Origin of the sequence: Endobacterium panacihumi (assembly GCF_050847465.1) — a bacterium.
In the GTDB taxonomy this organism is placed as follows: Bacteria; Pseudomonadota; Alphaproteobacteria; order Rhizobiales; family Rhizobiaceae; genus Neorhizobium; species Neorhizobium panacihumi.
Genome location: NZ_JBOZRA010000014.1, coordinates 16,015 through 37,204, shown reverse-complemented (window position 1 = coordinate 37,204; position 21,190 = coordinate 16,015). Strand labels below are relative to the sequence as shown.

Genomic DNA, 21,190 nt, shown 5'->3' with positions numbered 1-21,190 from the left:
CGACGATCGCCGCGCCGGCCTTTACCAGCGTGGCAAGTTTTACACCCGCCCCGAACATGTCAGGCCCGATTGATCGTGAGACGCCCGGAATGGAGCATATACGCAAACGCGCCAGCGCCGATCAGCAGCAGAGCTAAGCTGCCAAACGCCCATGGATTGGCAACAGCGGAAAGCAATGTCGCCCCGCTTTCTGCAGCTTCCTTGGCAACGCCGAGGCCCGATCCACCGAACAGGCCGGCAACGACAGTCCAGAGCGTCTTGCTCGATGTCGCCGGCACATTGTCGGGCAAGGCATCTTTCGGCGACACGTCGGCCGGAACACCCTTTGATTTCGCCAGATAGGCAGCATCGAGCGCGTCGAGGAAATTCTTATAATAGGCCGCAATAAGCTTCGCTTTGTCCGTCCCATTGACGACGACACGCGCACCCTCAGCATTTGCCATGTCATGGCTGAAATAATCGGAAAGTTTCTTGCCGGTGAAAAGGCCCTCGTACATGCCGACGATTGCGATCTTGGCACTAATGACCGGATCAAGGGCCATCGACGGGTTGCCGACAAGGTCAACCTTCAGGCGCTTGCCGAGCTTCTCGTAATTGGCCTTGTGGGTGATCTGGACGCCACCTCGACCGAACCAGCTCTTGCCGTCCTTATCGACACGCCAATAGGGCGCTTTGACCGTCCCGAGCTTGCCGGCCGCGAAAGCCTTGTCTAGCGCTTTAATTGCCTTGGCATCGGAAGAGGCAAGGGTTTCGCGAACAGGCAGCATTCGGCCGGCAGTCTCGTGAAAGATTGTTGCGAGGATGTAAGCCAGCTCGCGCCGATCACGCAGGTTATAAAAGCGCCACTGACCAAGGATCGCGTTGATGCCATCGATCTGACCTTGATTAAGGCGGCCGCCAAAAGGCGCGCGCCTCGCATAAGCGAAGAACGTCGTCATATCCATTTCGGATATCTCCTGATTTGATTTTAAGAGGGGAGGGCGCGCCAGTAGGCGCAAAAGATCAGGCTAGGCCTGAAGCTATACCCGCCGATCGGCGAGTATCAGGGCGTCATAGCGCCAGAGCGACAGTCCACATCACATCGATCTGCGCGTCAGTTAGACCAAGAGCTTTACCGACCTCCGCAATGAGCGGATGATCACGATTGAACTGCGACGCGTATTCCCATTCGATTTGCGCCATGGATCGAGCCTGCGCGTCAGGGATAGCGGCGATCGATGCCTCAACGCGATCGAGCATCACGCCGTGACTGACTAGGCCCAATCGGAGCTGACGGGCGGTTAGCGACACAAGGGGAGCAGGATCAGCATGATATGGGATAGTGTTTATCCGCACCCGCTCGCCAGTCTGCAAGTCTGGCGGACCCATCTCCCATTCATCCCAAATTTTCCAGCGGTCTGAATTGGACATGTCGTCAGGAACATCAGTAAACTCCACACCGTTTCCAAGATCGGCGCGTATCATTCCGTGTAGGGTGTATCCATAAACCTTCATCTAGATTTCTGCTCCAACGTAAATAGTGACCTGAGCCACCACATTCGGCCCATAGATATAGAGACCCTCTCCAAACCCACCCGTCGGCGGCGGGGAGAATATGCTCCCGGAAAATGCCGCTGAGGCAGCGTCGGCTGCATACGATAGAGATGGAGAAACCCTTGGCTTGGTTCGCCACAACACCGTCCGGTACTGGGTCGCTGGGTCTATGACGCACTGCAGTATTTGAAAGTATCTTTCGCACAAGCTCAGCTCTTGCTGCGGGTGCCGAGGGGTGAACGGGTCAGCCTCAGCCGTAGCATCCCCTTCCACCACTGAAACCCTTGAGAGGTAGACGGTCCCTTGAAAGTTGTTTCGAAGAAGATAGACGGTCAGAGAACTACCGTCCCCTATGACTTTGCCAGTCGTCAGCGGTATTACGTACGTCCTGCTGAATTTGACCCATGTGTTTGGCGCAGCTATCAAAGTGCCTGAGTCAGCGACAATCTCGCCCGCAGAGCCTCCAGCCCCGTAGTTGCGCAGGAATAAAGGAGCAAGCTCCAGATTACCTGCCGTGGTGTTGTAACACCAGAATGTGAGAGTGACCGTCTTTCCCTGAAGAGTGCGCGCATCCTCTATCGGCTGGACCAAAGACTTTTCGGAATTCGCCCCCGTACCAGTGACGGCGATGCCATACCTAGACTGCGCCCAAGGATTTCCATTGTCAGGAGACCCCCACGTGTATCTTGCAAGAGATATTGTATCTCCCGCGCCCGCAATTCCCAACCATCTGTCTGCCGTGTACTGGCTTCCGGTGAACGGACCAATCCCTAAGCCTCTTTGCCAGATACCGAAATCACCATTGATGATCTTATTTCGGTGCCCGGCGAGAACGCCACCGCCGATATTGGCAATAGCGCGGCCTTTCTGAGCGGCATTGAGGGCCTGCGCGGCATCCGACCGCAATCGCTTATCCAAGGCGTCGAACACATCTGAGCCGCGGCCTTGTGGGTCGTATATCGACGCCAACATGTCACCGGCCCCATTGCCGTCGCGACCCTTGATCGCAAGCAACGACCAATAGGCATCAGCTGTCACAGGTAAGGCCGGCGGAAGCTGACCGGCCGGGACGTCCTGTAGCGCCACCCATGATGACCCGTCACGATAAACACCGTCGTTGCGGGCGTATGTTTGGATGGCCGAATAATCGCCTCGGAACCGGACGAAGCCGGCCGGCCCTTCAATTCCGCGCGGTCCGGTTCCATATGCATACGGTCCGGCCCAATCAGCAATGGCGTCCGTTCGCTTTACATAAAGCTGCGCCACGTCGCCCGCGAGGACAAGGTAGGAAAACCCCTTCGTGCGGCCATCGAACAGCGCCTTATCAGCGAGCGAACCGCTCGCGTCATACTTGAACGCCGTGCCCTTGCGCAGCTCGTCTAGCAGATAGGCGAGGTTGTCGCTGTTGCGATCGAGAGTCTTTAGGTAGGCCGTATCGCGCTGGATGCTGTAGGGGTAAGTTCCGCTTTCACCCACCCATTCCAGCTCGGCCGTGATTTGCGTGTCAGTATCGACCGTATCGATCGGCAGGATATTGCCGCCCGCTTGGACGATCACATTCCCGCCCGCGATGTTGCTCAACAGCCAGGCCGTGCCGTTGCCTTTAACCACAGCACTGCCCTTCGTCAGGGTAACAGACCCTGCTCGATATGAAGAAGTCATTTTGAGGATTGTCCTTAGATGGCTATGCCGAAGACATAGTAGCGAATGCCCGCAATCGGGATTTCATCATAGGTTGATCGAATTTCGGCCGCGCCGCCCTGCCGGGTGTAGCGGGCCTGATATTTCGGAGATCCGCGCGAAGTCCAGAACGTGACAGAATTGGTGTTGTACTGACAGAAGCAGCTATCGCCGCCCATGATCTTGCCACCGGGCCACCCGCCACTTGTACCGCCCGTTCGGTTCCACATCGTCACGCGCGGGAGCCGGATCATCTTCGGGGTGGTCGCAGCCCTTAAGCCCTCCATCACGCCCGCGCCGTGCACGGTCACAAATTTAACGAAAGGAAACATCCCGGCAGCGTCGAAATTTACAGTCTGGCTGACGTTGTAACCGTCAGGGACAGGCAGATAATCTTCCCGCAAGATTTGCATGGCTGGCCATCGGCTATCTAAGGCGATGTCAGCGAAGCTTGGCGGATTTCCAGAACCCGGCCGTAAGAATTGCACGACATCCTGACCGTTTTCGCTGAACTGCCGAAGGACGTTGTTTGCCCCGGCAGTTGCAGGCGTGTTGTCTGAAGCCAGAACGATGAAGCGAGCGCGAAGAGCACCGCCGGGGTTATTGAACTCGACGACATTGCCGTTGAGGCGGTAGTAGGCACCGATTATCTCGCCGTAGGGTCCAGACGGATAATAGATCGGGTCGCCATCCTTATAGAAATGGCAGTCGATAACGCAGTTGGGCGGTACGGGATAACCGATCGGAACGGCGCTCAAGCCAGACGGCACAAGAACATCCCGAGCGGCGAGGACCTTTGCTGGAACCTGAGACGTGTCCAGCGCCAGTTGCGTTCCTGTCGCCGTCGCAGCGTTGTGGCCGGTTTTCGCAACTCTGAGAAAATTCGGGCCAATCAAAATTTGCTGCTGGCCCGGAACAGGCGCGAGCGGTTGCCCATTTTGCACGGGCGCATCATCGCCCGGCAGGTTCCACACCATCAGTTTGCGGTTCGGGAAGGCGTACGCCATCGACTGGTTTGCGGCGAACGTGAAATAGCTGCCTGACTCCGCAGCCGGCCCGACCGAAATTCGAAATTCCGTCCCGCTCGCATAGATGATGTCTTCAACGCCGTAAGTCCCTTCTCTGACAGCATCGACTTGCGTGTCCTCTTGCGTCCCGAGGAATGATCGAACCGAGCGGCGGCCGACATACCAGCCGTTGGCATCCGTTTCGAGAGACTGGAAAAGGGGGAGCTGGTAAGCCAACCCCTTTCCCATCCCGAACAGATTGGACTTGATCAGCTCAAAGGCCGGATAAACTTCGCCACTGCGCGGGCCAGAACTAAGAACATCCCAATTCGACTCCACCGTATTGAAGCCCTTCGGAAGCCCGAGCCACCCGACGCGGACAGCTTGAACACGAACATCCTTCGACCACTTGGAGTTATAGAGGAACTTCCATCGATCAGCGTCCGGCGTGTTGACCGGGTCCCATGCATCACGCGTAATCTTGATGCATTCGACACCGGCATAATCGGTGCCCATCATGGTTTGGGTCATAGAACCTCACGATGAAATGACGATTGTGCCGGCGTCGAGGTTGATGACCATCTTGCCGTTACGAGAGCGAAGGACGCCGGCCGTGACCGTGCCGATATTGGCGATAGCGAGTTTCAGCTCGCCGTTTTCGAACACGATCGGCAGGAAACGAGCGTCACCGTTGGAAATGACGAACTGATCAGCAGAGACCGCAAAGCGGCTGCGCTGGACGCCACCCACCGTGTAAAGCTCGAGGAAGAACCCCGTTTCCTTGAAAGCGCCGTTGACGCTCCCTCGGATCGCAACAGCAAAGCGTGCATCGACGCCCGTTGCATTGGCTGCAGCGGCGAACCTGACCAAGCCGTTCGCTGAAACTTCGCCGACTGACGCGCCGATCGTCGTGACCTGCGCAGCCGCCGCCTCGACGGCATTGGTGACGACGGCAATTTCTTCCTGAAAGAATGCCGTCGATCGATCGACAGACGATTGCAGCCGGCGACGTGCAATTTCCGAGGAAAGAGCCTCATGCTGGAAGTTGGCAAGCAACCTCTCTAAGAGCGGCCGCTGATCATCCATTTCGGCCATGAGGCCGCTTAGAACGTCACGGATGCTCTTATCGAGGTCAGCAAGATAAACGTCGCGATCGTCATTGCCGCCATCGAGCGACTTGACCGTGAAACGCTCGGACCAAAGCGTTGTGCGCGTCGGAGCAATAAGGACGTAGTCAAAGACATATTCCGTCTCGCTCAGAATGCCTTCCTGAATAAACAGGATATTGTCGCGCGCTGTGGCCTGCCTCTGGAATTTGTTTTCCGGCTGATCCTTGTGCCACCAACGGAAAAGGACGCCATCAACAGTAACATCATCGATCTTTGTCCAGGCAATGCGGAAGGCCGGGACCGTCCGCCCGTCAGCACTACGGCCGAGAACTGCGATAATTTGCAGATCCTGCAGCTCATTGACAAAGACGGGCTGCCCGATCGGGAGGGGGAACACCGGAGCAAGCGTGCCCGTACCGGCATAGATTTCCCCTGACCGTTCCTGAAGCGAAAGCGCGAGGTTGCGCGGCCCGTCACTATCGAGCGCGCGTATAGCTCGCCCTTGGATCATGTAGACCCCGCGACGGTGGATATCCTCGCTGTCCCACGCCACCCAATCGCCAGCCTTCAAACTGCGAAAGCGCGGCGGAAGAACAATATCGGCCGTCTTCTCGAACCGGTTTTCGTTGAAATAGATGCTGGCGAGCTGGTTGGCCTGCCGCTTCGACGAAACCTGCGGGAAGTTGATCGGGACATCACGCGATCGGCGATCGCGGACCACGGTCGCCGCATTCGTCTGCACGTCATAGCCTGCAGGCGAATACATGTTGCCCGGCTCTGAATAGGTGCCGGAAACCGAGTTGATCAAATCCGACTGCGATCGGAAACGGCGGAAACGAACCTGTTCGCCGGCCACGAAGTCGTCATCGGTAAAGGTCGCGACGATCGGCTGTTCGCTACCGATCAGGGGCCACGACCCCTCGACGCCATCAATGACAATGCCGCCGCAGCTCGCCATGAGAGGGTCGATGTTGCCGCGATGCTCAATGCCGGCATCGAGAATGATCGAGCATCGATAACGGCGCTCACCATCCACGATTTCATCGCAGATATTCGAGGCGGTCACATACTTGTCGAATGGCAGATCAGACGCCGGCATATCCATGCCGCAGAACAGATCGGGCCGCCCGGTTGCATCAGCACCCCAAACGAAGCCACGTCGATAATTGTAGTCGGCCACAATCGGGCAATCGCTGTATTCATGGGTCGAATAATCGCCCCAGCGATGCGGGCCGAAGCCGCCGGCCGTCGAGTCTTTACGGATGTCGTAAAGGCGCGCACCGCGAACCTCGAAAAAGAACGTCGGGAACTGCGAAAGCTTTTCCTGATCGTACAGCATGCGAGCGATGATGTAGCAGGTGCCAGAACCGCGATGCTTGTCGGTCCAGCGACCGGCAGGATTGGAATTCTGTATCAGGCCAGCATCGGCCGCCGTGTGCGTTCCGTAATAAAAGCGGAACGACATCAGGCCGGCATACTCGCCGGACGCCACACGCAAGGTCATGGAATGCGTGTCGGACGCCTCAACAGCAAGATCGAGGGCGGTTCCGCCGACCCAGATGCGAGACAGGCCGTCGCAAGGATAGTCGGAAAACACATAGACGTTTTCCAACCACTTGTTTGAGCTGTCATAGGTGTTGGAGTAGCAGTCATGGCCGGCAATGCCGACCAGGCCGACAAGCACCTTTCGGCTAACATCCTCGCCGCGCTCAACGGTCAGGCTTACGCCCGAGGCGGCGGCTTGCGCCTTTTTCGCGCGCCGCTGCTCCATCTTGGCGAGAGCATAATTTAGCCCGAGGCCGACGACAGCTTTCCCCAGCGCCGTACCGAGGAAGCCGCCAACCCATGTAAAGACCGGCGCTAGAAAGCCCATTACTCAACCTTGAAAGCTGCGGTCACTTGCGATTGCGGTACGAAAACCACCGGCCCGCCATGGGGCCGCGTTGCAAAGCCGATCGATGTCAGGACGCCACCCGAAAACCGGCCATCAATCTCGATGACGCCGATATCGCCGCGTTGCATCAGCACGGGCGGGATTTCAGTGAAGCAGGAGGAAAAGGCCTCGCGAAGGTTTGCGAAACCATGACTGCGCAGCTTTCGAGCCGCGCCAATCTCTGTTTTGTAGCCGCGCGCTTTCGTGAACATCACACGGCCGGTAAGGGCGGTCACGGCATCATCAGCAATGATGAAGCAGTCCGACATGCCCCACACGCCCGGCAAGGATTGATGCCGAGCAATGACGGCGCTTAGGTGCGCTTCCCATCCCGGAACACGCATCAGGCGTCAAAAAATGTGATGACACCGCGATTGAGGTCAATCAACGATCGACCATCTGCCGACCGGATGACGCCCGCCGTGACCGTTCCAACATCCGCGAGAGGGAAGGGCGACGGTTGCGGCAAAGCCTCGGCGATCGGCGCGACCTTTTCGGCCGCTAACTTCGACGCGGCGGGTATGACAGGCGCAGCAAAAAGCGCCGCGAGGAATGACCTGCGTTTCATAGTCTCACCTGTTTCTGATTGTTGCGACCGGCTTAGCCGGTGCGAAGGGATTGAAGGATTGTGCCGACAGTCGCGCCGGCCGCAGCGGCCACCGCCTTGACGCGACCCCAGGGCAATTCCATGCGTCCGGCCTGTCCTGCGTACTGGTAGAACATATCGCCGGGAGACCGGCGTTGTTGATCGGCCGTCGATCGAACTCGGCCGTTCGTGCGCGTGTAATCGAGCTGGCGGCCTTCACATCGGCCGATCAGCACATAACCCGAACCGTCATCGTCCTCATGATCGATGACATCGAGATAGCCGCGAGCCACAGGCTCAACCTGCAGCAGCTCTTTCGTGTCGGGATGAAAATACGCGTCATAGAGCGTGACCGGGCGGTCCCGGTAATCTTCATTTTCGATCTGCTTGAGCTTTTCGGGCGTAACGCCGTCATCCGGGCTTGCGGCAAGTGTCAGCGTAAAATTCGAATTCGCCGTTGTTCCGTTTCCGCTCTCCAAGTCAGAAACTTTGATCAACCCGAATGGGATGTAGGTCACGCCCTGCCACACCAGTTCCGACCGATCGGCGATAAAGCCGTATGTGCCGGAGCCGAAAGCAAACTTGAGCATCTGACGAACGTCTATGCGACCCTCGTCATAAAGGGCCTGCACTTCTGGCGAAAGCATAGGCAATCATTCCTGCAGCTTGAATGTGACGTTGTAAAACCGTCCCGATCGCGGAGCCGAAAAACTCCCCGGAACTGGCCGCATGAAAAGCGGGATATTCGTAAAGCGAACAACCGCATTAGCCTGCGCAACCGCCCGATAAGGCGGCGGCTCAACCCGGATCGAGCGGGCGGAACCGACACCGGACACCTCTATGACCTTGCCGCGATAGGTCTGGCCTTCGACTTGAAGGCCGACAACATCGCCGATCGACAAGATCAGGCCCGGAGCAACATCGGCAACATTCAACAGATTGCCTTCAGTCACTGAAACCAGACGGCCATTGATTTCGGCCGGCGCTGGATTGGTCAGATGCGCCAACGGGTAGCGCATGTGAGGATGGCGGAAAATGACACCCTTGGATGCCGTTCCGCCACGAAGGGAGAGCCACCACGCCTCAACCTCGGAAAACTGGCTGTAGACCAGCCCGAGAGTTGACAGTGTTACGCTCCACGTTGGCGCGACCACCTGAGAAAAGTTGGTCAGCCGGCCGCGTGTACGGGATGCCGTCACGCCGTCGTCAAGCACCGGGTCAGCGCCGGCAGCATAACGAACGGCCGGCAGCTCGCGAGGAAACATGATCGACATTAAAGGTCACCTCGTCTTTGTGCTTCCTTGACAGCCTTGACGACTTTCGAGGGCAGCTCGGCGTCTCTCTGGCGCTGGAAGGCCATAAGCTTTGCGTCAGTGTTTTCATTGCCGCTGGCTTGGATTGTGGTGCGGGCATCGATCGACACGCTCGGCCCGCCGCCCCGCATCTGTGAAATGTCGGGCATGACGGGTGCGGACGGGACACGCGGCACGATCCGGCCGCTTTCGTTCGGCACGAACACTTCCGGCCGGCGCTCGCCAACAATGTATGGCTGACCTTTGACGACGGGACCGCCGTCAGCACGGAAGATGCTGCCGATGGCGTTGAAAATGCCACCGAACATCCCGCCGCCCGAACCGCCCGAGGACGGCTGAAACAACCCGTCCAGGCCACGGCTCAAAAGCATTGAGGCGAACTGTTTCGCGAGACCCTTTAGAGCATCGCCAAGTGATTTCGCCCCGGTGATCGCGTCCGACACCGCACCCTTGAAAGAGTCGTAGAACTCGCGGGATGCATCGTCGGCGCGGTTCTGCGCTTCCTGCACTTCGCGCAAGACATCGGCTTGCCGAGCGTAGGCGGCCGAGGCCTCATCGATCTTTGCCCGCTGATCGGCAGACAGTTTGATGTTTTCAAGGTCTGTCTGGCCTTTGCGGCGGGCTTCCTCGCGCAGATCGGCAAGCGCCGTCTGTTCGAGGTCGAGCGCCATGCGGCGTTTTTCCTGCTCGCGATAGGTCAGCCCTATAATGGACTGCTCTTCGATCAGCGCCGCCGTGCGATCGCGCACCGCCTGAATATCAGCGTCAAACCGGCTATCGGCCGTTTGTTTGACCGATGTCTTTTTGCCGGATTGGCTGCGCGCCTCGGCCGCCGCGATGTTGGCGGCGGCTTGTGCCTTGATATCGGCCTCTGTGAGGAAGCCGCCCTTTTCCTTAAGGTCTTTGCGGATTTCCGCAATTTCCTTTTCGGTGGCGAGCTGATCTTTGCTCAAAGAGTTTTGGCGCTGCGCTTCGGCCGCGTATTCACGGCCAATTCTCAACATTTCCTCGCCTTGCTGACGAGAGGCCGCATACTGTTTGTAACCCGCCTTTTGCTGCTCTGACATCGTCGAGCCGGAAAGAGCATCAAGCTCGCCCTTCGCCTGCTTCGCGCCGGCAACCACTTGCGCCAGCCGTTCCAAAACCGGACCGATCGCATCGGCGACCTCTTGGAAATTGTAATCGGCATTTGCCATCTTAAAGAGCGATTGGCGCGCATCCTCAGCGGCAACTGTTCCGTTAGCGATCCCATCGCGAAGGCGGGCAAGCTCGGCGTACTGATCACTCGTGATCAGGCTCATGCTTTGGACCTGCGCAAAGGCCGCGAGCATGTTGAAAGCTTCCTCGCGGGCCTCTCCCATTGCCTTGGTTGATGCCTCAACATCAGCCGTGGCCCTGTTTTTCAGGGCCTCGTCGATCCTCTTGCCGGCATCCTCGACCTTAGGAGCTGTGGCCTCGGCCTCGGCCTTCAGTCGCTTAAGGCGCTCTTCGAAGCGGCCGGCCGCCTCTTCCGCAGGACCCGACGACGAAGCAAACAACGCCAGCGCCGCAACGGCCGTCACACCCACGACCGCACCAAGAGGGCCAGCCGCAGCGGAAAGGCCGCCCATCTGGACGGCTAGACCCGATATTGTGGCGGCCGATCGAGCAGCAATGATGAAGCGTGCGAGAGCTGCCGTCCCAAGACCGAGACTTGCAATCATGCCGGCGATCGAGCGGCCCACAAGCGCGCCGGCAATGATCGCTGCAAGCTTCAAGGTGACATCGGCTGTACTATCGAAATTATCTGCAAGGGCGTTGAGACCTACGACCAGGCGCTGGCTTGCGCCAAGGCTTTCATCGGTCTGGCCGATGTATTTGGTGAAAGCGTTGGTGACCTTCGTAACGCCCTGATCGATGGTCTGCGTTGCATTGCCGGCCATTTTCTGGATTTCAGGCAGGCCCTTGAGGAACGCCTGAAAGAATTGCTGGCCTGAAACCTTGCCGTCATTCACAAGCTGCTTGAGCTTGTTGACCGATCCGCCGGCCTCATCGAGACCGTGAGCGACCGCGATTAGGATCGGGCGCGCGCCTTCGTTGACCGAATTGAACTCTTCCGCTTGCACTCGGGCCGAGCCGAGCAGCTGGCCGAGCTGCGTCAACGCGCCCGAAGCCGCGCCGGCCGAGGTGCCGGCGACACGCAGGGAAACACCAACGCCATCGGAAAACTTAAGCAAATCCGACTGGCTTGCCCCGAGGTTGTCGCTTGCCTGCGCGGCCTTTCCAAAAAGATCAGCCATAGCGCCCAACGGTGCGGCATTATCCTGCGCAGACTTATAGAGGCGATCGAGAACGGAAATCTGGTTTTCGCCGACGACGCCTGCAACCGCTAGGCTGTTCTTTGCAGACGTCCAGGCATCGGCGTAATGCGCGACAGCATCGACAGACAGGGTCGCACCAATACCAAGCAGGGGAGCTGTCAGACTAGCGGCCATGTTGCGGCCGATATTATCAAGGCGCTTATTTGTGGAGAGCCACGTGGACTCCATTAGGCGGGCGGCACGCGCATTGACCCCGTTCATCTTCTGCAGGTCTTTCATGAACGGGTTAAGCTCCATACGCATGACTGCGCGAAGCTCATCAAGGGTGACGGCCATAATGATTCCTGTTACGAGCGCGGAAATTCTGAAGGGGGATTCGAAATGAGAATTTCGAGATACAGGCTGACAGCCTTGGGGAAGCTTGGCGCGGTGCTGTTTGTCGTGCCTACGCCGATCGCGGCATTTTATGCGCTTCCACCCAGCATGTCGGACCCGAGCGCGCGCTTTGAGCAGCGGCTTGCCGACATGGCCGGAAAGGCCGCGTTTATGCCGTCGCCAACAATCTTGATCATGCTGGCGACGGCATCATTGATAGGAGCTGTTTTGTTGCTGATCGGCAGGGAAACGATTACGACCGAGGAATAAGCTTTTGGAGCATAGCTTGATGCTCTTCGATGCTCGGAGCCTCGACCTTATCTTCCGCACCATTGGCTTTCGCGAAACCGTCGGCGCAGGCCGCGAACTCCCATAAAAGCATCCGGTCAACCTCGGCTGGCGACATGTGCATGACAGCCCCGAGGCCGTAGTAAACCGAGAAAACTAGGCGGTCGTCGCCGCCGTCGTCGTCTCGGCTGCCGGCTTTCCCACCTTCTCGCCCTCCGGGGCGGTCAAGGCATGGATGAGTACGGCCGACGCAATGCCAATATTATCGACGATCGGAAACCGCTCAACCTGATCGACGTAGGTCATGACGGCGACCGACGCATCAGAAGGCGTAGCGCCGCCACCGATCAGGCCGAGGCGTATCGTCTCGCGGACATCCTCGATCCTCCAATCGCCGCCGATGCTTCGAAGCATGGCGTATGAATTGAAGTCAGCCAGAAAGTCAGGATCAGCCGCCCCGAGTGTATATGTTTCAGGTTCGGGCCGTCGAAGATTGGCGGCCTGCGGCTGAAACGACATCAGGCGCGCAAGGATGGTCGAAGGGCCGGCGTTGCAAAGCCCCTGCAGCTCACGAAGCGCGCCGATGTCCAGACGGAAAGGCCGGAACCTCCCGCCAAAAGACAGTTCAACCGCCCTTGTCATGCTGCGGCAACCCATTTGACTTCGCCGTCAGACTGCAGCGCGACGGTGCAAGAGACGTAACCCTTGCCCTCTTTCGCTACGCCAAGCGACGTGATGATAAAACGGCCTTCATACCAGCCGCCACCCTGCGCGGCCGGAAGGTCCATCAGCACGCGGGCATTGAGGCCGCCGCCCGAGTCGCCCTCGGTATCAAGCTGGACATCGCGAAGACGGCCGAAGCTCATCGGGTCCATCGTGCCAGCACCATTGATGCTCGCAGACAAGGTATCGACCGAGCGCAGAACCCAGCCCGGCGCATCTGGTTTTTCGCAATTTGGCTTCGTCGCGTCGGTTGTCGTCGCCTCGACGGTGAAATCCTGCGACGTGTTGATGGTGCAGGCATGCGCGAACTCTTCCGGCTCGGCACCATCGCCGAACTGAAGCAATAGCTTCTTGGTCGCCATAAAGACGATCCTCCATGTCAGATTGTAAGGGGAAGTTTAGGGAGCCGGCGCGACGGCCGGCTTGGCCGGCTGAGTCTCGACCGACAATGAGATACGGACGCGGCGGGTCTTCCCGTCAGGGTCGCGCATTTGGTTGATATCCTCGATCCTCATCCGATCGACGACATGACCTTCGATCAAAAGGTCTTGCTCATGCAGTGCCAAGCGAATTTCGCCAGCAATGCCTTTCGCCTCTGAAAAACCGACCGCGCGGGACCAGACATTGATTTCCTGCTCAAGGCGCGATCGGTCGAAATGCTCTTCGTCGATCGGGACAAGCGAGCCGGTCCCGAGCGAGATGTAAGGGAAGGCCGCGCCGGTCGCATTGATCCGATCGGCCTCGGGCGGGACATCGTCATAAACACGTTCGCCGGCCGCCGTAGCGATTGACTCGAGTCTTTTGACAAGCGCGACTTGCACGGCCCATTGCGGATCACTCATTTGCCCCCCGTCTTCAAAGCGCGCCGAGCTGCAGCGCGGACCTTGTTGCGGGCAGACTTCCGCTTGACCTTGATGGCGGGCAGGAAGAACGGATTTGCCGGCATGTCCTCGGTCCCAAACTCTTGCGCAAGTGCATAGTCGTATTCAGGAGCGCCCTCGGTTTCGCGAACCGGCTTTGTCGTCGCCGGACCACCTGCGCGGATCACCACGCCGATTTCCGGGTCAGGAAGCGGCTCGGAGCGGATTGTTGACGCAAGCGTCAGATCCTCTTTTGGCGCAAGTGATCGCTGGAGCATGTTGATTTCGCGGCCCTGCAGCATCAGTTCGGCCTTGGTCCGCTTGCGAACCTCATCAGGTATGCGCTCCAGGCGGCGGCGAAGTTTTTCCATGCCGACAAGTTTCATCATCGCCATCAGGACGCACCCCCGCTGGAAACAACAAGATAAACCTCACCCGGCACCGTGACGGCATCAACCTCGCGAATGGCGTAGACCGTGCCAAGCCGGACATCGCGCATCTGCCAGTCAGCGGTGATCGCCCTTGTGCTCGAGTCTTTCCGAAGGCGAACCTTCATAGTGGACTTGCCCTGCAGGCGCTCGGCCATGATGCTTTCACCGCCGCCGGCATAAACGAATTTCGCGCGACGCTGGAAACGCTCAACGAACTTGTGTTGCCAGTTGCCGCCCTCGCCTTTTTCCTGCTCGCGCTCATCGAACGCGACACGCTCTTTCAGCTCGCCGGCACTAACCATCACCGCCCCCTTTGCGCGGCCGATCGGGCGGCGCAATGCGCTCGGCCTTTTTCGCGGCGACTGCTTTGTTTGCGCAATCCCGTGTAACCGCCCCCGACCACCCAGCCTTATAGGCCATGGTCACGCCGGTTTTGCGCGGAACTCGGTAATCAAAGCGATCGAGAAAACGGACATGCGAAGCCTGTTTGGCCATGTTCCGCCCTCCTATGCCGAAACCGCGCACCGCGCGTTTTCGTTCAAAATCCACTCGACGCCGAGAGGAAGGGTTTCCACCTTGCCGGCGCTGGCCGCTTCACGGTGCTGATATCTATGGCCTACGATCAGCGTGACAGCATCAATCAGGTCCGCCCTGACCTCGGCCGCGTTTTCTTCACCAAGGTAGTAATCAACCTTGACCGCACCCGGCACCCGAGCGGCCGCCGGCCACGACTTGCCCGGCGCTGGCGTCAACCGCGCCGGCTCGCGATCGGCATCGAGACGATAGACATCCTCGTTGACCGTCTTCAGCTCGCCCGCATCATCGACATACGAAACGGCGCGGATGCCTTTGACCGGCGCACCCGGAAGATGGATGCATGACGAAAAGCAATCGAGCGATTTGCGCCAAGTCTGGCGCATCATCGCATAGCCGATACCATCTGGCCCATCGATCCGCGCGATTGCACCGCGCAGCATTTGGGCCAAAATCGCATCATCGTCGTCATGCTCGATCGCGAACCATTTTTTCAAGGTATCGATCGGCACCAGCTCGGCCGTGGCGCGCTCCAGAACGGAAACGCCGGCCCACATCAGCGCACCGCCTTTTCAGGCTTTGGCCGCGCGGTTTTTTGGGGCTTTGTGACGGCCGGTGCGGTCGGCCTTGGCGGAACCGCCTTTTCAGGCCCGGAGCCTTTACCGACACGAATGGCCTGCGGCGGGGATGCTGTTTCACACATGGCGATCGCCGTGTCCTCGTCTACTTCGATTTCATCACCCGGCGCGTCGTTGACGGTAGGACCGACACGGGACACCAGAAGTTTGATTTTTACGGTCATTGGCCTCTCCTTCGACTTCGAAAGCGGGCGACAGAAAGCCGCCCGCCACGCGAAACCGAAGATCACGCGGCCTTCATCACCATGTGCTTGACGGCGTTGTTGTTCAGCAGCTCGCCGTCAAAGCGGGCAAAGCCGATCATGCCGACCTGCAGGGCCTCGGCGTAACGTTCGCGGAGCGTCAGGACGTTGAACCCGCCGACCTTGCGGACGATGTACCGGCTATGGTCGCCGAAGATGATCGGCTTTGCGCCAGCGGCAACATCGGCCATGGCGTTGTTGACGGAGTACGGCTTGCCCAAAAGCTGATCCGGCGCGCCCACGCGGACATCGCCCATCTGCCACAGGTAATTGCCCTGCCCATCCTTCAGCTTGCGGAGGCTGGCAAGCGTCTTGTCGTTGAACTGGAAACGGCACTTGGGCGACTGGCGGTAACCAGCATCGACCGAATGGAACAGGTCGATAACCTCGTCAGCCACGAGCGCATCGACCGCAGCCGCCGTCTTACCGAGGCCGGAAGCCGTGACGATGCCATTCGGCTGGCCGTTTCCGGTACCGATGGTCAGGCGACGGTTTGCGCGTTTGCCCATACGTTCGCCGAAAATGCTTTTCAGTACCGCCTCGATGTCGAAAGCCGAGTCCTGCAGAAGCTCAAACGAAATGCGAACGATACCGGTCGAGGTCATGTAGGCGTCGAGGCCCTTGCCGCCGAATTCGACATCGTCCGAGCCGTCATCGGTCGCAGGTTCATTTTCCGCCTTGTCACCAGCTTCGTTATCCGTGTCATCGACAGTCGGATATGCGATGCGGTTGCCGGTCGTGGTGGTCAGCTCTTCGACGATGCTACCATCCCACATCGGACCCCAGGTCGAAATTGCCTGATCAATGTTGCCGGCGAAGCCCTGCGGAACGGTGTAGCCGCCCGCGACATTGTCGCCTGCAGCCTGCGCACGCATTTCGCGCATGTTCGTCGGGCGGTGGCGCGCAAGAATGCCGCGCTCTTCGGGAGAAAGCTCGGCCGCGCCGAAACGGAGAACACGCGAAAACACTTCGCGATATTCCGCCGAGTCGCCGTCTGCGCGCTCTTCCTGATCATCGCCGGTCACATCGTCGAGGATCGGGCGGTTACCGTCCGCCTGACGGCCACGGTTTTCAGCGTCGGAAAGGGTCTGAAGGCGCTCGATTTTGGCATCGAGCTTACCCACGTCAGCCATCATGGCGTCGAACTCACGTTCGATTTCGGCTGCACGTGCTTCCGGGGTGTCCGCCTTGATTTCATCGTACTTCGAACGAGCGTTGGTAACGATAGTCGCACGCTCTTCGCGCAGCTTCTTAAGCTGTTCGGTCATAGTAGTTCCTTCGATTTTCGGGAAAGGGTGCTTGGCAGCGTCTGGCTGCTTAGGCGGGAGGTTCAGCCCAGAAAGCGGGCCAGCTTGCCTTTCATCCGGCGACGAACGGCGTTCACCCCGGCGGAAAGAGTTTCTTGCGCCTTGGCGCGAAATTCCTGCAGGCTGCGAAGGCCGATATCGGTCCCGTCGTAAGCCGGCGTGGTGACGATCGACACGTCATGAAGCCGTAGCTTCTCAATGCTGCGCAGCGGTGGATGCACGTTGTCATCCCACGTCTGCTTGTCGGGCCAGAACGCAAAAGACATCTTGTCGAGGTCGCCGCGCTTCATCTTCGGTACGATCGACTTTACGTCCGGGTCTTCCGCGTCAAGCTCGGCCTCCATAAAAAGGCCCTTTGCGTCTTCCGTAAGCTTCAGCGTCCCGGACCGTGTGCGGGCGAGAGGCAAGCCGTCATGATTGATCAGAAACACGACATCGTCGCGGCCGAGAGCTTCGGTGAATGCACCCGGCTTGATCACTTCGCGGTAGTAACCGCCGATATCGGTAACTTCATTAAAGACGGCGGCATAACCGCTGACTTTCACCGCACCGCCATCGGCCCGCATCTCAGCGCCCGAAAAACTGCGGGTTTCCCGCTCAATCGCCATTATCATCGTCCTTTTTCGTGGATTGATCGCCATCGTCGGCGTCGTCGAGGGGCGGGCCGCCGTTGTGGCCGATCGCGGGTTTCTGCCCCAGCTTGTCGATCGGCAGCATTGCGCCCTGCATGTGAAGCTTGGAGGCCGCGCCGCCGATCGGCGGTCTATCCTCCATCTCGCGGGCTTCATCCGGCGTCATCTGGCCGGACTGGACGGCACGCGCGTAACCTTCCATGCGGGTTTTGAAATCACCCCGAAGCAGGCCGTCGAGATTGAGTTTGACGAAGAACTTTTTATTGTCGCGGCCGAACAGTTTCAGGTTCAATTCCTGCTCGAACTGGACGGCCCACCGGGTCAGCGTGTGTTTTACAAGCTGCAAATCCTGTTGTTCCGTATTCGAGAACGTGCCTCGCGACAGGTCCTGCAGGAAGACAGGGGGCAGGGAGAAGATGCGGGCAATCTCTTCAATGATGAAGCGCTTGACCTCGATAAGCTGCGTTTTCTCAGGATCTGCGCCCAGCGGCTTAATTTCGTGACCGGCTGGCACGGCAAGCGCAAGCGAGCGCTTCGCTGCCGCCGCCACCACAGCGGCCGTCATATCATCGGCAGAACGGGCAGCGCCTCCCGGCGTCTTGTAAGGACCAGTGATCGTGAACGGCGGAACGCCGCCGTTCTGGAAAAACTTTGAACCGTATTTTGTAACGGCCTGCGCAAGTCCGATCGTGTCTTTGTTCGAGTCTACCGGCGACCGATGCCCCACGCCGTCAGCTTTGAGCATGAACGGAATGTCGATAACATCAGCGGCGTCGTAGAAGGTGACTTTTCCGCCGGCACGGTATTCGTAACGCTTCCGGCCATTGATCCGCTTCACCTTGGTTTTGCTCGGATCGAGCGCCACAAGCTCGATGACATCGCCGTCGCGGCTGCGAACAATAGCGGTGTAAGATCGACCTCCGGTAAAAACCTGCTCAAACGCATGTTTTCGCCACTCGAAGGACGTGCAATCCTCACTTACATTCGAGCGGAGAAGGTCTGCGAGCGGCCTCGACGACTTCTTGCGCCCCTTCCCCGATCGCTCGTAAAGATGAAGAGGGAGGGCCGCGAGCGTTCCTGACAGGAAGTTGACCGCGCCCCAGAAAGGCGGGACACCGAGCGCGGACTCGATCGTGACCGGCTCGCCGCTTGCAGATGTACCGCCCAGCCCGATAACCGATACAATCATATCATCCGATATCGATACCGTTGGATTTTCCAGATTGGAACGCGCCTCGGGCCGCCCGGCGCTGGCATTGCGCCAAGGCAAGTTAATTCCGAACATCATGCCGCCTTGTGTTTGTAGTTTGGGTCATCCCAAGGCGAACTTTCCTCGGGCTTCGTGCGGCAGAGCGCCACGCCAACGGCCATGGCCTTTGAGACCATGCCGTCGATACGCCCGAAGGCGTTTTCCTTGTCGAACATCCGGTGACCGGTTCGATTTTCGGCATAGACGACGCTGGCCGCGCATCGATCGAGCATCGGGTTAGGGTCGATCGCCATACGGGTTTCGTAGAGGGCGTTTTCCAGCATGTTGATGCTGTGAGGCATCCACAGGTAGATTTCCTGATCGCCGTCGTCGGCCTCTTTGTCTTTGTCGAGTATCCGCTTTTGAAAACCCTGCGGATGGATAGTCGCCGGCAGGAAAACACCCGCGTCCTGCAAGTATTCCTGCAATTGCTCCAAGCCGTATTGGTCGCATCCGATCTCTTCCGGTTCGAATTTCCGGTAGATTTCGGTGATGGCCTCGGCCAGCCAGGAATATTTTAGGCGAGAACCGGGAACGGCCTCTATGTGCCCTTGATCAGCCCACACGTCATAAGGCGCTTGATCCTTCTCGGCGCGCTCTTTGAGCGTGTCTTTGGGCGTCCAAAACCATGTTTTTGATGCGAATTTCTGCGCATCTTTGGCCTCATCCAGCACCCAAATGAGGGTCAAAGCCGTGAAATCTCGCGTTCTGGACAGGTCAAGGCCGCCAAAACAGCGATAATTGCCGGAAATCATGGCCTCAAGGTCAACCGCCTCCTGACATGCGGTCCAAGCTTCGCGCTTGATGGCCGCGTTGACCGACTGCGTCCATTCGCAGAAGTGCAAGCGCGCGATGTTGTTGCGCTTGCCCGGTATCATTTTGGCCTGCTTGACGACGCCGGCCAGATACTCGGTTGTCACAGTGACATCGAGCAGCGGGTTAGCCTTGACCCAGCATGACGGGTCGTTCTCCCAATCGTCGCCCTCGTCGAGGGAGCAAACGAAAGAGAATGTCGTGTCGTCATCCTTGATGCCAGCGGCGACATCCACCGCATGCTGATGCTCTTCCCAACAAACCGACGTTCGGCTTGTGCCCGAGTTGGTCGCCATGACCAACAACGGCTGGCGGCGAAACTTAAAGCCGCGCTCTAGCAGTTCCATGGTTTCGCGGTTCGGATGCTCATGCACCTCATCGCAAAGAGCGACGTGAGGGCGTGGGCCGGACTGCGCGGCGTCGGACGATATCGGCTTGAAAAACCGCTTATCGCCGCCCTTCGCCGTATAGCTCATTTCCCATACGGGATTGAGGCCTTGCGTCTTGATCTTGGCCGCCAGCTCGGGCGACTGCCGGCGCATCGAGACCGCGTCACGGAACAGAACCTGCGCCTGATCTTTCTTGGCGGCGGCGGCATAGATTTCCGCGCTCGGCTCGCCATCCGCGACCATCATGTTGATGCCGATACCGGCCAGCAAAGGCGATTTGCCGTTGCCCTTGCCCTCTTCATCGTAAAAACGCCTGAAACGACGAAGGCCGGTATCGGCCCACTTCCACCCGTAAAGCGATCCAACGCGGAAAGCTTGGCTCGGATGGAGGCGAAACTTGCGGCCCTCGAACTGGCCGCCGTTGAGATAGAGTTTCGATTGAAACCAGTGAATGCGCTTTTTGGCCTCGGCCAAATCCCAGAATAGGCCGCGATCGGGACCGTCGCGAAGGTCGCGAAGGTGCCGGCGGCACGTGTTGCGTATGTGAGGACCGGCGACGACATCGCCGCGCAACACATCCACCGCCCAAGCGGTTACCGGATCGTCATCGTAGGTGACATCCGGCAACTCAACATCAATCGAAACCGTCATCTTTCGGGAAGTCAAACCCTAACTGGCCGCCTCCCTGAAGGCCGCGCTCGGCCGAAGGCGTCATACCGAAGTCACTGGCGAGAGAGCGTATCTGCCGCCACGTTTCGTTGAGCTGCCCGACTTCCGGGCGGCTCTTAAGCTGTGTCCCGTTCCGGGTTTCGCTTTCGTAGGTCTCGCCATTGTCGCTCACATCGACGCGCAGCTTTTCGTGCCGGTCGATCGTGAAACAAAGCTGTTCGAACATGTAGAGGTTCGATTCCTTCAGGCGGTTCACCCGAGGGTCACAGAGCGGCGGCGCAATCCGATCCCAAATCATTGAAACCGTAAGCGGGAGGCCTTCCGGTTTCAGCTCTTTGGCGCGCTGACGTGAGCGCGCTTCGAAATTAGCGCCGCCGCGCCCTTCGTCATCCGTCATCGGGACAACGTTTTCACTGGAAGGCTTTCGGCCCTTCATGATCTATCCCTATGAAAAGAGTGGCTTTTTGCCTTCAATTCCAACTCTCTACACAGAAAGGGTTGGCGCCGGTCTAGGGTCAGAGGGGGTCTAGAGATCGACCCCACCCCCTCCCCTTGTGACATTTCAGTCACACTCGGGTC

At 58.7% G+C, this 21,190-nt stretch carries 23 protein-coding genes; 1 reads left to right on the top strand and 22 read right to left on the bottom strand.

Annotated elements, in window-relative coordinates; translation table 11 throughout:
- Positions 1-59: 59 nt before the first annotated feature.
- The 9 genes from ACRQ1B_RS28970 to ACRQ1B_RS28930 all read right to left on the bottom strand — a co-directional run bounded on the left by ACRQ1B_RS28970 (position 60) and on the right by ACRQ1B_RS28930 (position 11,797).
- The gene (locus ACRQ1B_RS28970) at positions 60-944 is read right to left on the bottom strand and encodes a glycoside hydrolase family 19 protein (RefSeq protein ID WP_432297807.1); all 885 of its coding nucleotides are present in this window, start codon (positions 942-944) and stop codon (positions 60-62) included.
- Between the two features lie 106 nt (positions 945-1,050).
- Positions 1,051-1,494, bottom strand: a complete 444-nt coding sequence (locus tag ACRQ1B_RS28965) for a hypothetical protein (RefSeq protein ID WP_432297805.1) — start codon at positions 1,492-1,494, stop codon at positions 1,051-1,053.
- On the bottom strand, positions 1,495-3,195 hold the full coding sequence (locus ACRQ1B_RS28960; RefSeq protein WP_432297803.1) for a hypothetical protein: 1,701 nt from the start codon (positions 3,193-3,195) through the stop codon (positions 1,495-1,497).
- A 14-nt stretch (positions 3,196-3,209) separates the two neighbouring features.
- A complete protein-coding gene (locus ACRQ1B_RS28955; protein ID WP_432297801.1) occupies positions 3,210-4,751 on the bottom strand; it encodes a hypothetical protein in 1,542 nt (513 codons plus the stop codon).
- 6 nt (positions 4,752-4,757) lie between these two features.
- Positions 4,758-7,202: a phage tail protein gene (locus ACRQ1B_RS28950; protein WP_432297800.1), complete on the bottom strand. Its 2,445-nt coding sequence runs from the start codon at positions 7,200-7,202 to the stop codon at positions 4,758-4,760.
- Complete coding sequence (locus ACRQ1B_RS28945; RefSeq protein WP_432297798.1) at positions 7,202-7,606, bottom strand: DUF6950 family protein; 405 nt, start codon at positions 7,604-7,606, stop codon at positions 7,202-7,204. The genes ACRQ1B_RS28950 and ACRQ1B_RS28945 overlap by 1 nt, the downstream gene beginning before the upstream one ends.
- 256 nt (positions 7,607-7,862) lie before the next feature.
- Complete coding sequence (locus ACRQ1B_RS28940) at positions 7,863-8,495, bottom strand: DUF2163 domain-containing protein (protein ID WP_432297796.1); 633 nt, start codon at positions 8,493-8,495, stop codon at positions 7,863-7,865.
- A 6-nt stretch (positions 8,496-8,501) separates the two neighbouring features.
- Positions 8,502-9,122 carry a hypothetical protein gene (locus ACRQ1B_RS28935; RefSeq protein ID WP_432297795.1) on the bottom strand — a complete coding sequence of 207 codons (621 nt, stop codon included), beginning with the start codon at positions 9,120-9,122 and terminating at the stop codon, positions 8,502-8,504.
- Positions 9,122-11,797: a tape measure protein gene (locus tag ACRQ1B_RS28930; protein WP_432297793.1), complete on the bottom strand. Its 2,676-nt coding sequence runs from the start codon at positions 11,795-11,797 to the stop codon at positions 9,122-9,124. The genes ACRQ1B_RS28935 and ACRQ1B_RS28930 overlap by 1 nt, the downstream gene beginning before the upstream one ends.
- 75 nt (positions 11,798-11,872) lie before the next feature.
- Between ACRQ1B_RS28930 and ACRQ1B_RS28925 the strand changes: the two genes are divergently transcribed.
- On the top strand, positions 11,873-12,106 hold the full coding sequence (locus ACRQ1B_RS28925; RefSeq protein WP_432297792.1) for a hypothetical protein: 234 nt from the start codon (positions 11,873-11,875) through the stop codon (positions 12,104-12,106).
- Positions 12,107-12,280: 174 nt separating this feature from the next.
- Here ACRQ1B_RS28925 and ACRQ1B_RS28920 read toward each other — a convergent pair whose 3' ends face one another.
- The 13 genes from ACRQ1B_RS28920 to ACRQ1B_RS28860 form a co-directional block, all read right to left on the bottom strand.
- Positions 12,281-12,766, bottom strand: a complete 486-nt coding sequence (locus ACRQ1B_RS28920) for a gene transfer agent family protein (RefSeq protein ID WP_432297791.1) — start codon at positions 12,764-12,766, stop codon at positions 12,281-12,283.
- The gene (locus ACRQ1B_RS28915) at positions 12,763-13,209 is read right to left on the bottom strand and encodes a phage tail tube protein (protein WP_432297790.1); all 447 of its coding nucleotides are present in this window, start codon (positions 13,207-13,209) and stop codon (positions 12,763-12,765) included. The genes ACRQ1B_RS28920 and ACRQ1B_RS28915 overlap by 4 nt, the downstream gene beginning before the upstream one ends.
- A 36-nt stretch (positions 13,210-13,245) precedes the next feature.
- Positions 13,246-13,689 carry a DUF3168 domain-containing protein gene (locus tag ACRQ1B_RS28910; RefSeq protein WP_432297788.1) on the bottom strand — a complete coding sequence of 148 codons (444 nt, stop codon included), beginning with the start codon at positions 13,687-13,689 and terminating at the stop codon, positions 13,246-13,248.
- Positions 13,686-14,102: an HK97-gp10 family putative phage morphogenesis protein gene (locus ACRQ1B_RS28905; protein WP_432297786.1), complete on the bottom strand. Its 417-nt coding sequence runs from the start codon at positions 14,100-14,102 to the stop codon at positions 13,686-13,688. Before ACRQ1B_RS28905 ends, ACRQ1B_RS28910 begins: the two co-directional genes overlap by 4 nt.
- Positions 14,102-14,440 carry a phage head completion protein gene (locus ACRQ1B_RS28900; protein WP_432297785.1) on the bottom strand — a complete coding sequence of 113 codons (339 nt, stop codon included), beginning with the start codon at positions 14,438-14,440 and terminating at the stop codon, positions 14,102-14,104. Before ACRQ1B_RS28900 ends, ACRQ1B_RS28905 begins: the two co-directional genes overlap by 1 nt.
- Positions 14,433-14,633, bottom strand: coding sequence for a hypothetical protein (locus tag ACRQ1B_RS28895; protein ID WP_432297784.1), 201 nt, complete (start codon positions 14,631-14,633; stop codon positions 14,433-14,435). Before ACRQ1B_RS28895 ends, ACRQ1B_RS28900 begins: the two co-directional genes overlap by 8 nt.
- An 11-nt stretch (positions 14,634-14,644) precedes the next feature.
- Positions 14,645-15,229, bottom strand: coding sequence for a head-tail connector protein (locus ACRQ1B_RS28890; RefSeq protein ID WP_432297783.1), 585 nt, complete (start codon positions 15,227-15,229; stop codon positions 14,645-14,647).
- Positions 15,229-15,474, bottom strand: a complete 246-nt coding sequence (locus ACRQ1B_RS28885; protein ID WP_432297782.1) for a hypothetical protein — start codon at positions 15,472-15,474, stop codon at positions 15,229-15,231. The genes ACRQ1B_RS28890 and ACRQ1B_RS28885 overlap by 1 nt, the downstream gene beginning before the upstream one ends.
- A 62-nt stretch (positions 15,475-15,536) precedes the next feature.
- A complete protein-coding gene (locus ACRQ1B_RS28880; protein ID WP_432297781.1) occupies positions 15,537-16,820 on the bottom strand; it encodes a phage major capsid protein in 1,284 nt (427 codons plus the stop codon).
- Between the two features lie 62 nt (positions 16,821-16,882).
- Complete coding sequence (locus ACRQ1B_RS28875) at positions 16,883-17,467, bottom strand: HK97 family phage prohead protease (RefSeq protein WP_432297779.1); 585 nt, start codon at positions 17,465-17,467, stop codon at positions 16,883-16,885.
- The gene (locus ACRQ1B_RS28870) at positions 17,457-18,779 is read right to left on the bottom strand and encodes a phage portal protein (protein ID WP_432297777.1); all 1,323 of its coding nucleotides are present in this window, start codon (positions 18,777-18,779) and stop codon (positions 17,457-17,459) included. Before ACRQ1B_RS28870 ends, ACRQ1B_RS28875 begins: the two co-directional genes overlap by 11 nt.
- On the bottom strand, positions 18,776-20,593 hold the full coding sequence (locus ACRQ1B_RS28865; RefSeq protein ID WP_432297775.1) for a terminase large subunit: 1,818 nt from the start codon (positions 20,591-20,593) through the stop codon (positions 18,776-18,778). The genes ACRQ1B_RS28870 and ACRQ1B_RS28865 overlap by 4 nt, the downstream gene beginning before the upstream one ends.
- Complete coding sequence (locus tag ACRQ1B_RS28860; protein ID WP_432297774.1) at positions 20,577-21,008, bottom strand: P27 family phage terminase small subunit; 432 nt, start codon at positions 21,006-21,008, stop codon at positions 20,577-20,579. Before ACRQ1B_RS28860 ends, ACRQ1B_RS28865 begins: the two co-directional genes overlap by 17 nt.
- Between the last annotated feature and the right edge of the window lie 182 nt (positions 21,009-21,190).

Coding starts and splice junctions, on each gene's coding strand:
- ACRQ1B_RS28970 (WP_432297807.1), bottom strand. CDS start 944: ATGGATATGACGACGTTCTTCGCTTATGCGAGGCGCGCGCCTTTTGGC.
- ACRQ1B_RS28965 (WP_432297805.1), bottom strand. CDS start 1,494: ATGAAGGTTTATGGATACACCCTACACGGAATGATACGCGCCGATCTT.
- ACRQ1B_RS28960 (WP_432297803.1), bottom strand. CDS start 3,195: ATGACTTCTTCATATCGAGCAGGGTCTGTTACCCTGACGAAGGGCAGT.
- ACRQ1B_RS28955 (WP_432297801.1), bottom strand. CDS start 4,751: ATGACCCAAACCATGATGGGCACCGATTATGCCGGTGTCGAATGCATC.
- ACRQ1B_RS28950 (WP_432297800.1), bottom strand. CDS start 7,202: ATGGGCTTTCTAGCGCCGGTCTTTACATGGGTTGGCGGCTTCCTCGGT.
- ACRQ1B_RS28945 (WP_432297798.1), bottom strand. CDS start 7,606: ATGCGTGTTCCGGGATGGGAAGCGCACCTAAGCGCCGTCATTGCTCGG.
- ACRQ1B_RS28940 (WP_432297796.1), bottom strand. CDS start 8,495: ATGCTTTCGCCAGAAGTGCAGGCCCTTTATGACGAGGGTCGCATAGAC.
- ACRQ1B_RS28935 (WP_432297795.1), bottom strand. CDS start 9,122: ATGTCGATCATGTTTCCTCGCGAGCTGCCGGCCGTTCGTTATGCTGCC.
- ACRQ1B_RS28930 (WP_432297793.1), bottom strand. CDS start 11,797: ATGGCCGTCACCCTTGATGAGCTTCGCGCAGTCATGCGTATGGAGCTT.
- ACRQ1B_RS28920 (WP_432297791.1), bottom strand. CDS start 12,766: ATGACAAGGGCGGTTGAACTGTCTTTTGGCGGGAGGTTCCGGCCTTTC.
- ACRQ1B_RS28915 (WP_432297790.1), bottom strand. CDS start 13,209: ATGGCGACCAAGAAGCTATTGCTTCAGTTCGGCGATGGTGCCGAGCCG.
- ACRQ1B_RS28910 (WP_432297788.1), bottom strand. CDS start 13,689: ATGAGTGATCCGCAATGGGCCGTGCAAGTCGCGCTTGTCAAAAGACTC.
- ACRQ1B_RS28905 (WP_432297786.1), bottom strand. CDS start 14,102: ATGGCGATGATGAAACTTGTCGGCATGGAAAAACTTCGCCGCCGCCTG.
- ACRQ1B_RS28900 (WP_432297785.1), bottom strand. CDS start 14,440: ATGGTTAGTGCCGGCGAGCTGAAAGAGCGTGTCGCGTTCGATGAGCGC.
- ACRQ1B_RS28895 (WP_432297784.1), bottom strand. CDS start 14,633: ATGGCCAAACAGGCTTCGCATGTCCGTTTTCTCGATCGCTTTGATTAC.
- ACRQ1B_RS28890 (WP_432297783.1), bottom strand. CDS start 15,229: ATGTGGGCCGGCGTTTCCGTTCTGGAGCGCGCCACGGCCGAGCTGGTG.
- ACRQ1B_RS28885 (WP_432297782.1), bottom strand. CDS start 15,474: ATGACCGTAAAAATCAAACTTCTGGTGTCCCGTGTCGGTCCTACCGTC.
- ACRQ1B_RS28880 (WP_432297781.1), bottom strand. CDS start 16,820: ATGACCGAACAGCTTAAGAAGCTGCGCGAAGAGCGTGCGACTATCGTT.
- ACRQ1B_RS28875 (WP_432297779.1), bottom strand. CDS start 17,467: ATGGCGATTGAGCGGGAAACCCGCAGTTTTTCGGGCGCTGAGATGCGG.
- ACRQ1B_RS28870 (WP_432297777.1), bottom strand. CDS start 18,779: ATGATGTTCGGAATTAACTTGCCTTGGCGCAATGCCAGCGCCGGGCGG.
- ACRQ1B_RS28865 (WP_432297775.1), bottom strand. CDS start 20,593: ATGACGGTTTCGATTGATGTTGAGTTGCCGGATGTCACCTACGATGAC.
- ACRQ1B_RS28860 (WP_432297774.1), bottom strand. CDS start 21,008: ATGACGGATGACGAAGGGCGCGGCGGCGCTAATTTCGAAGCGCGCTCA.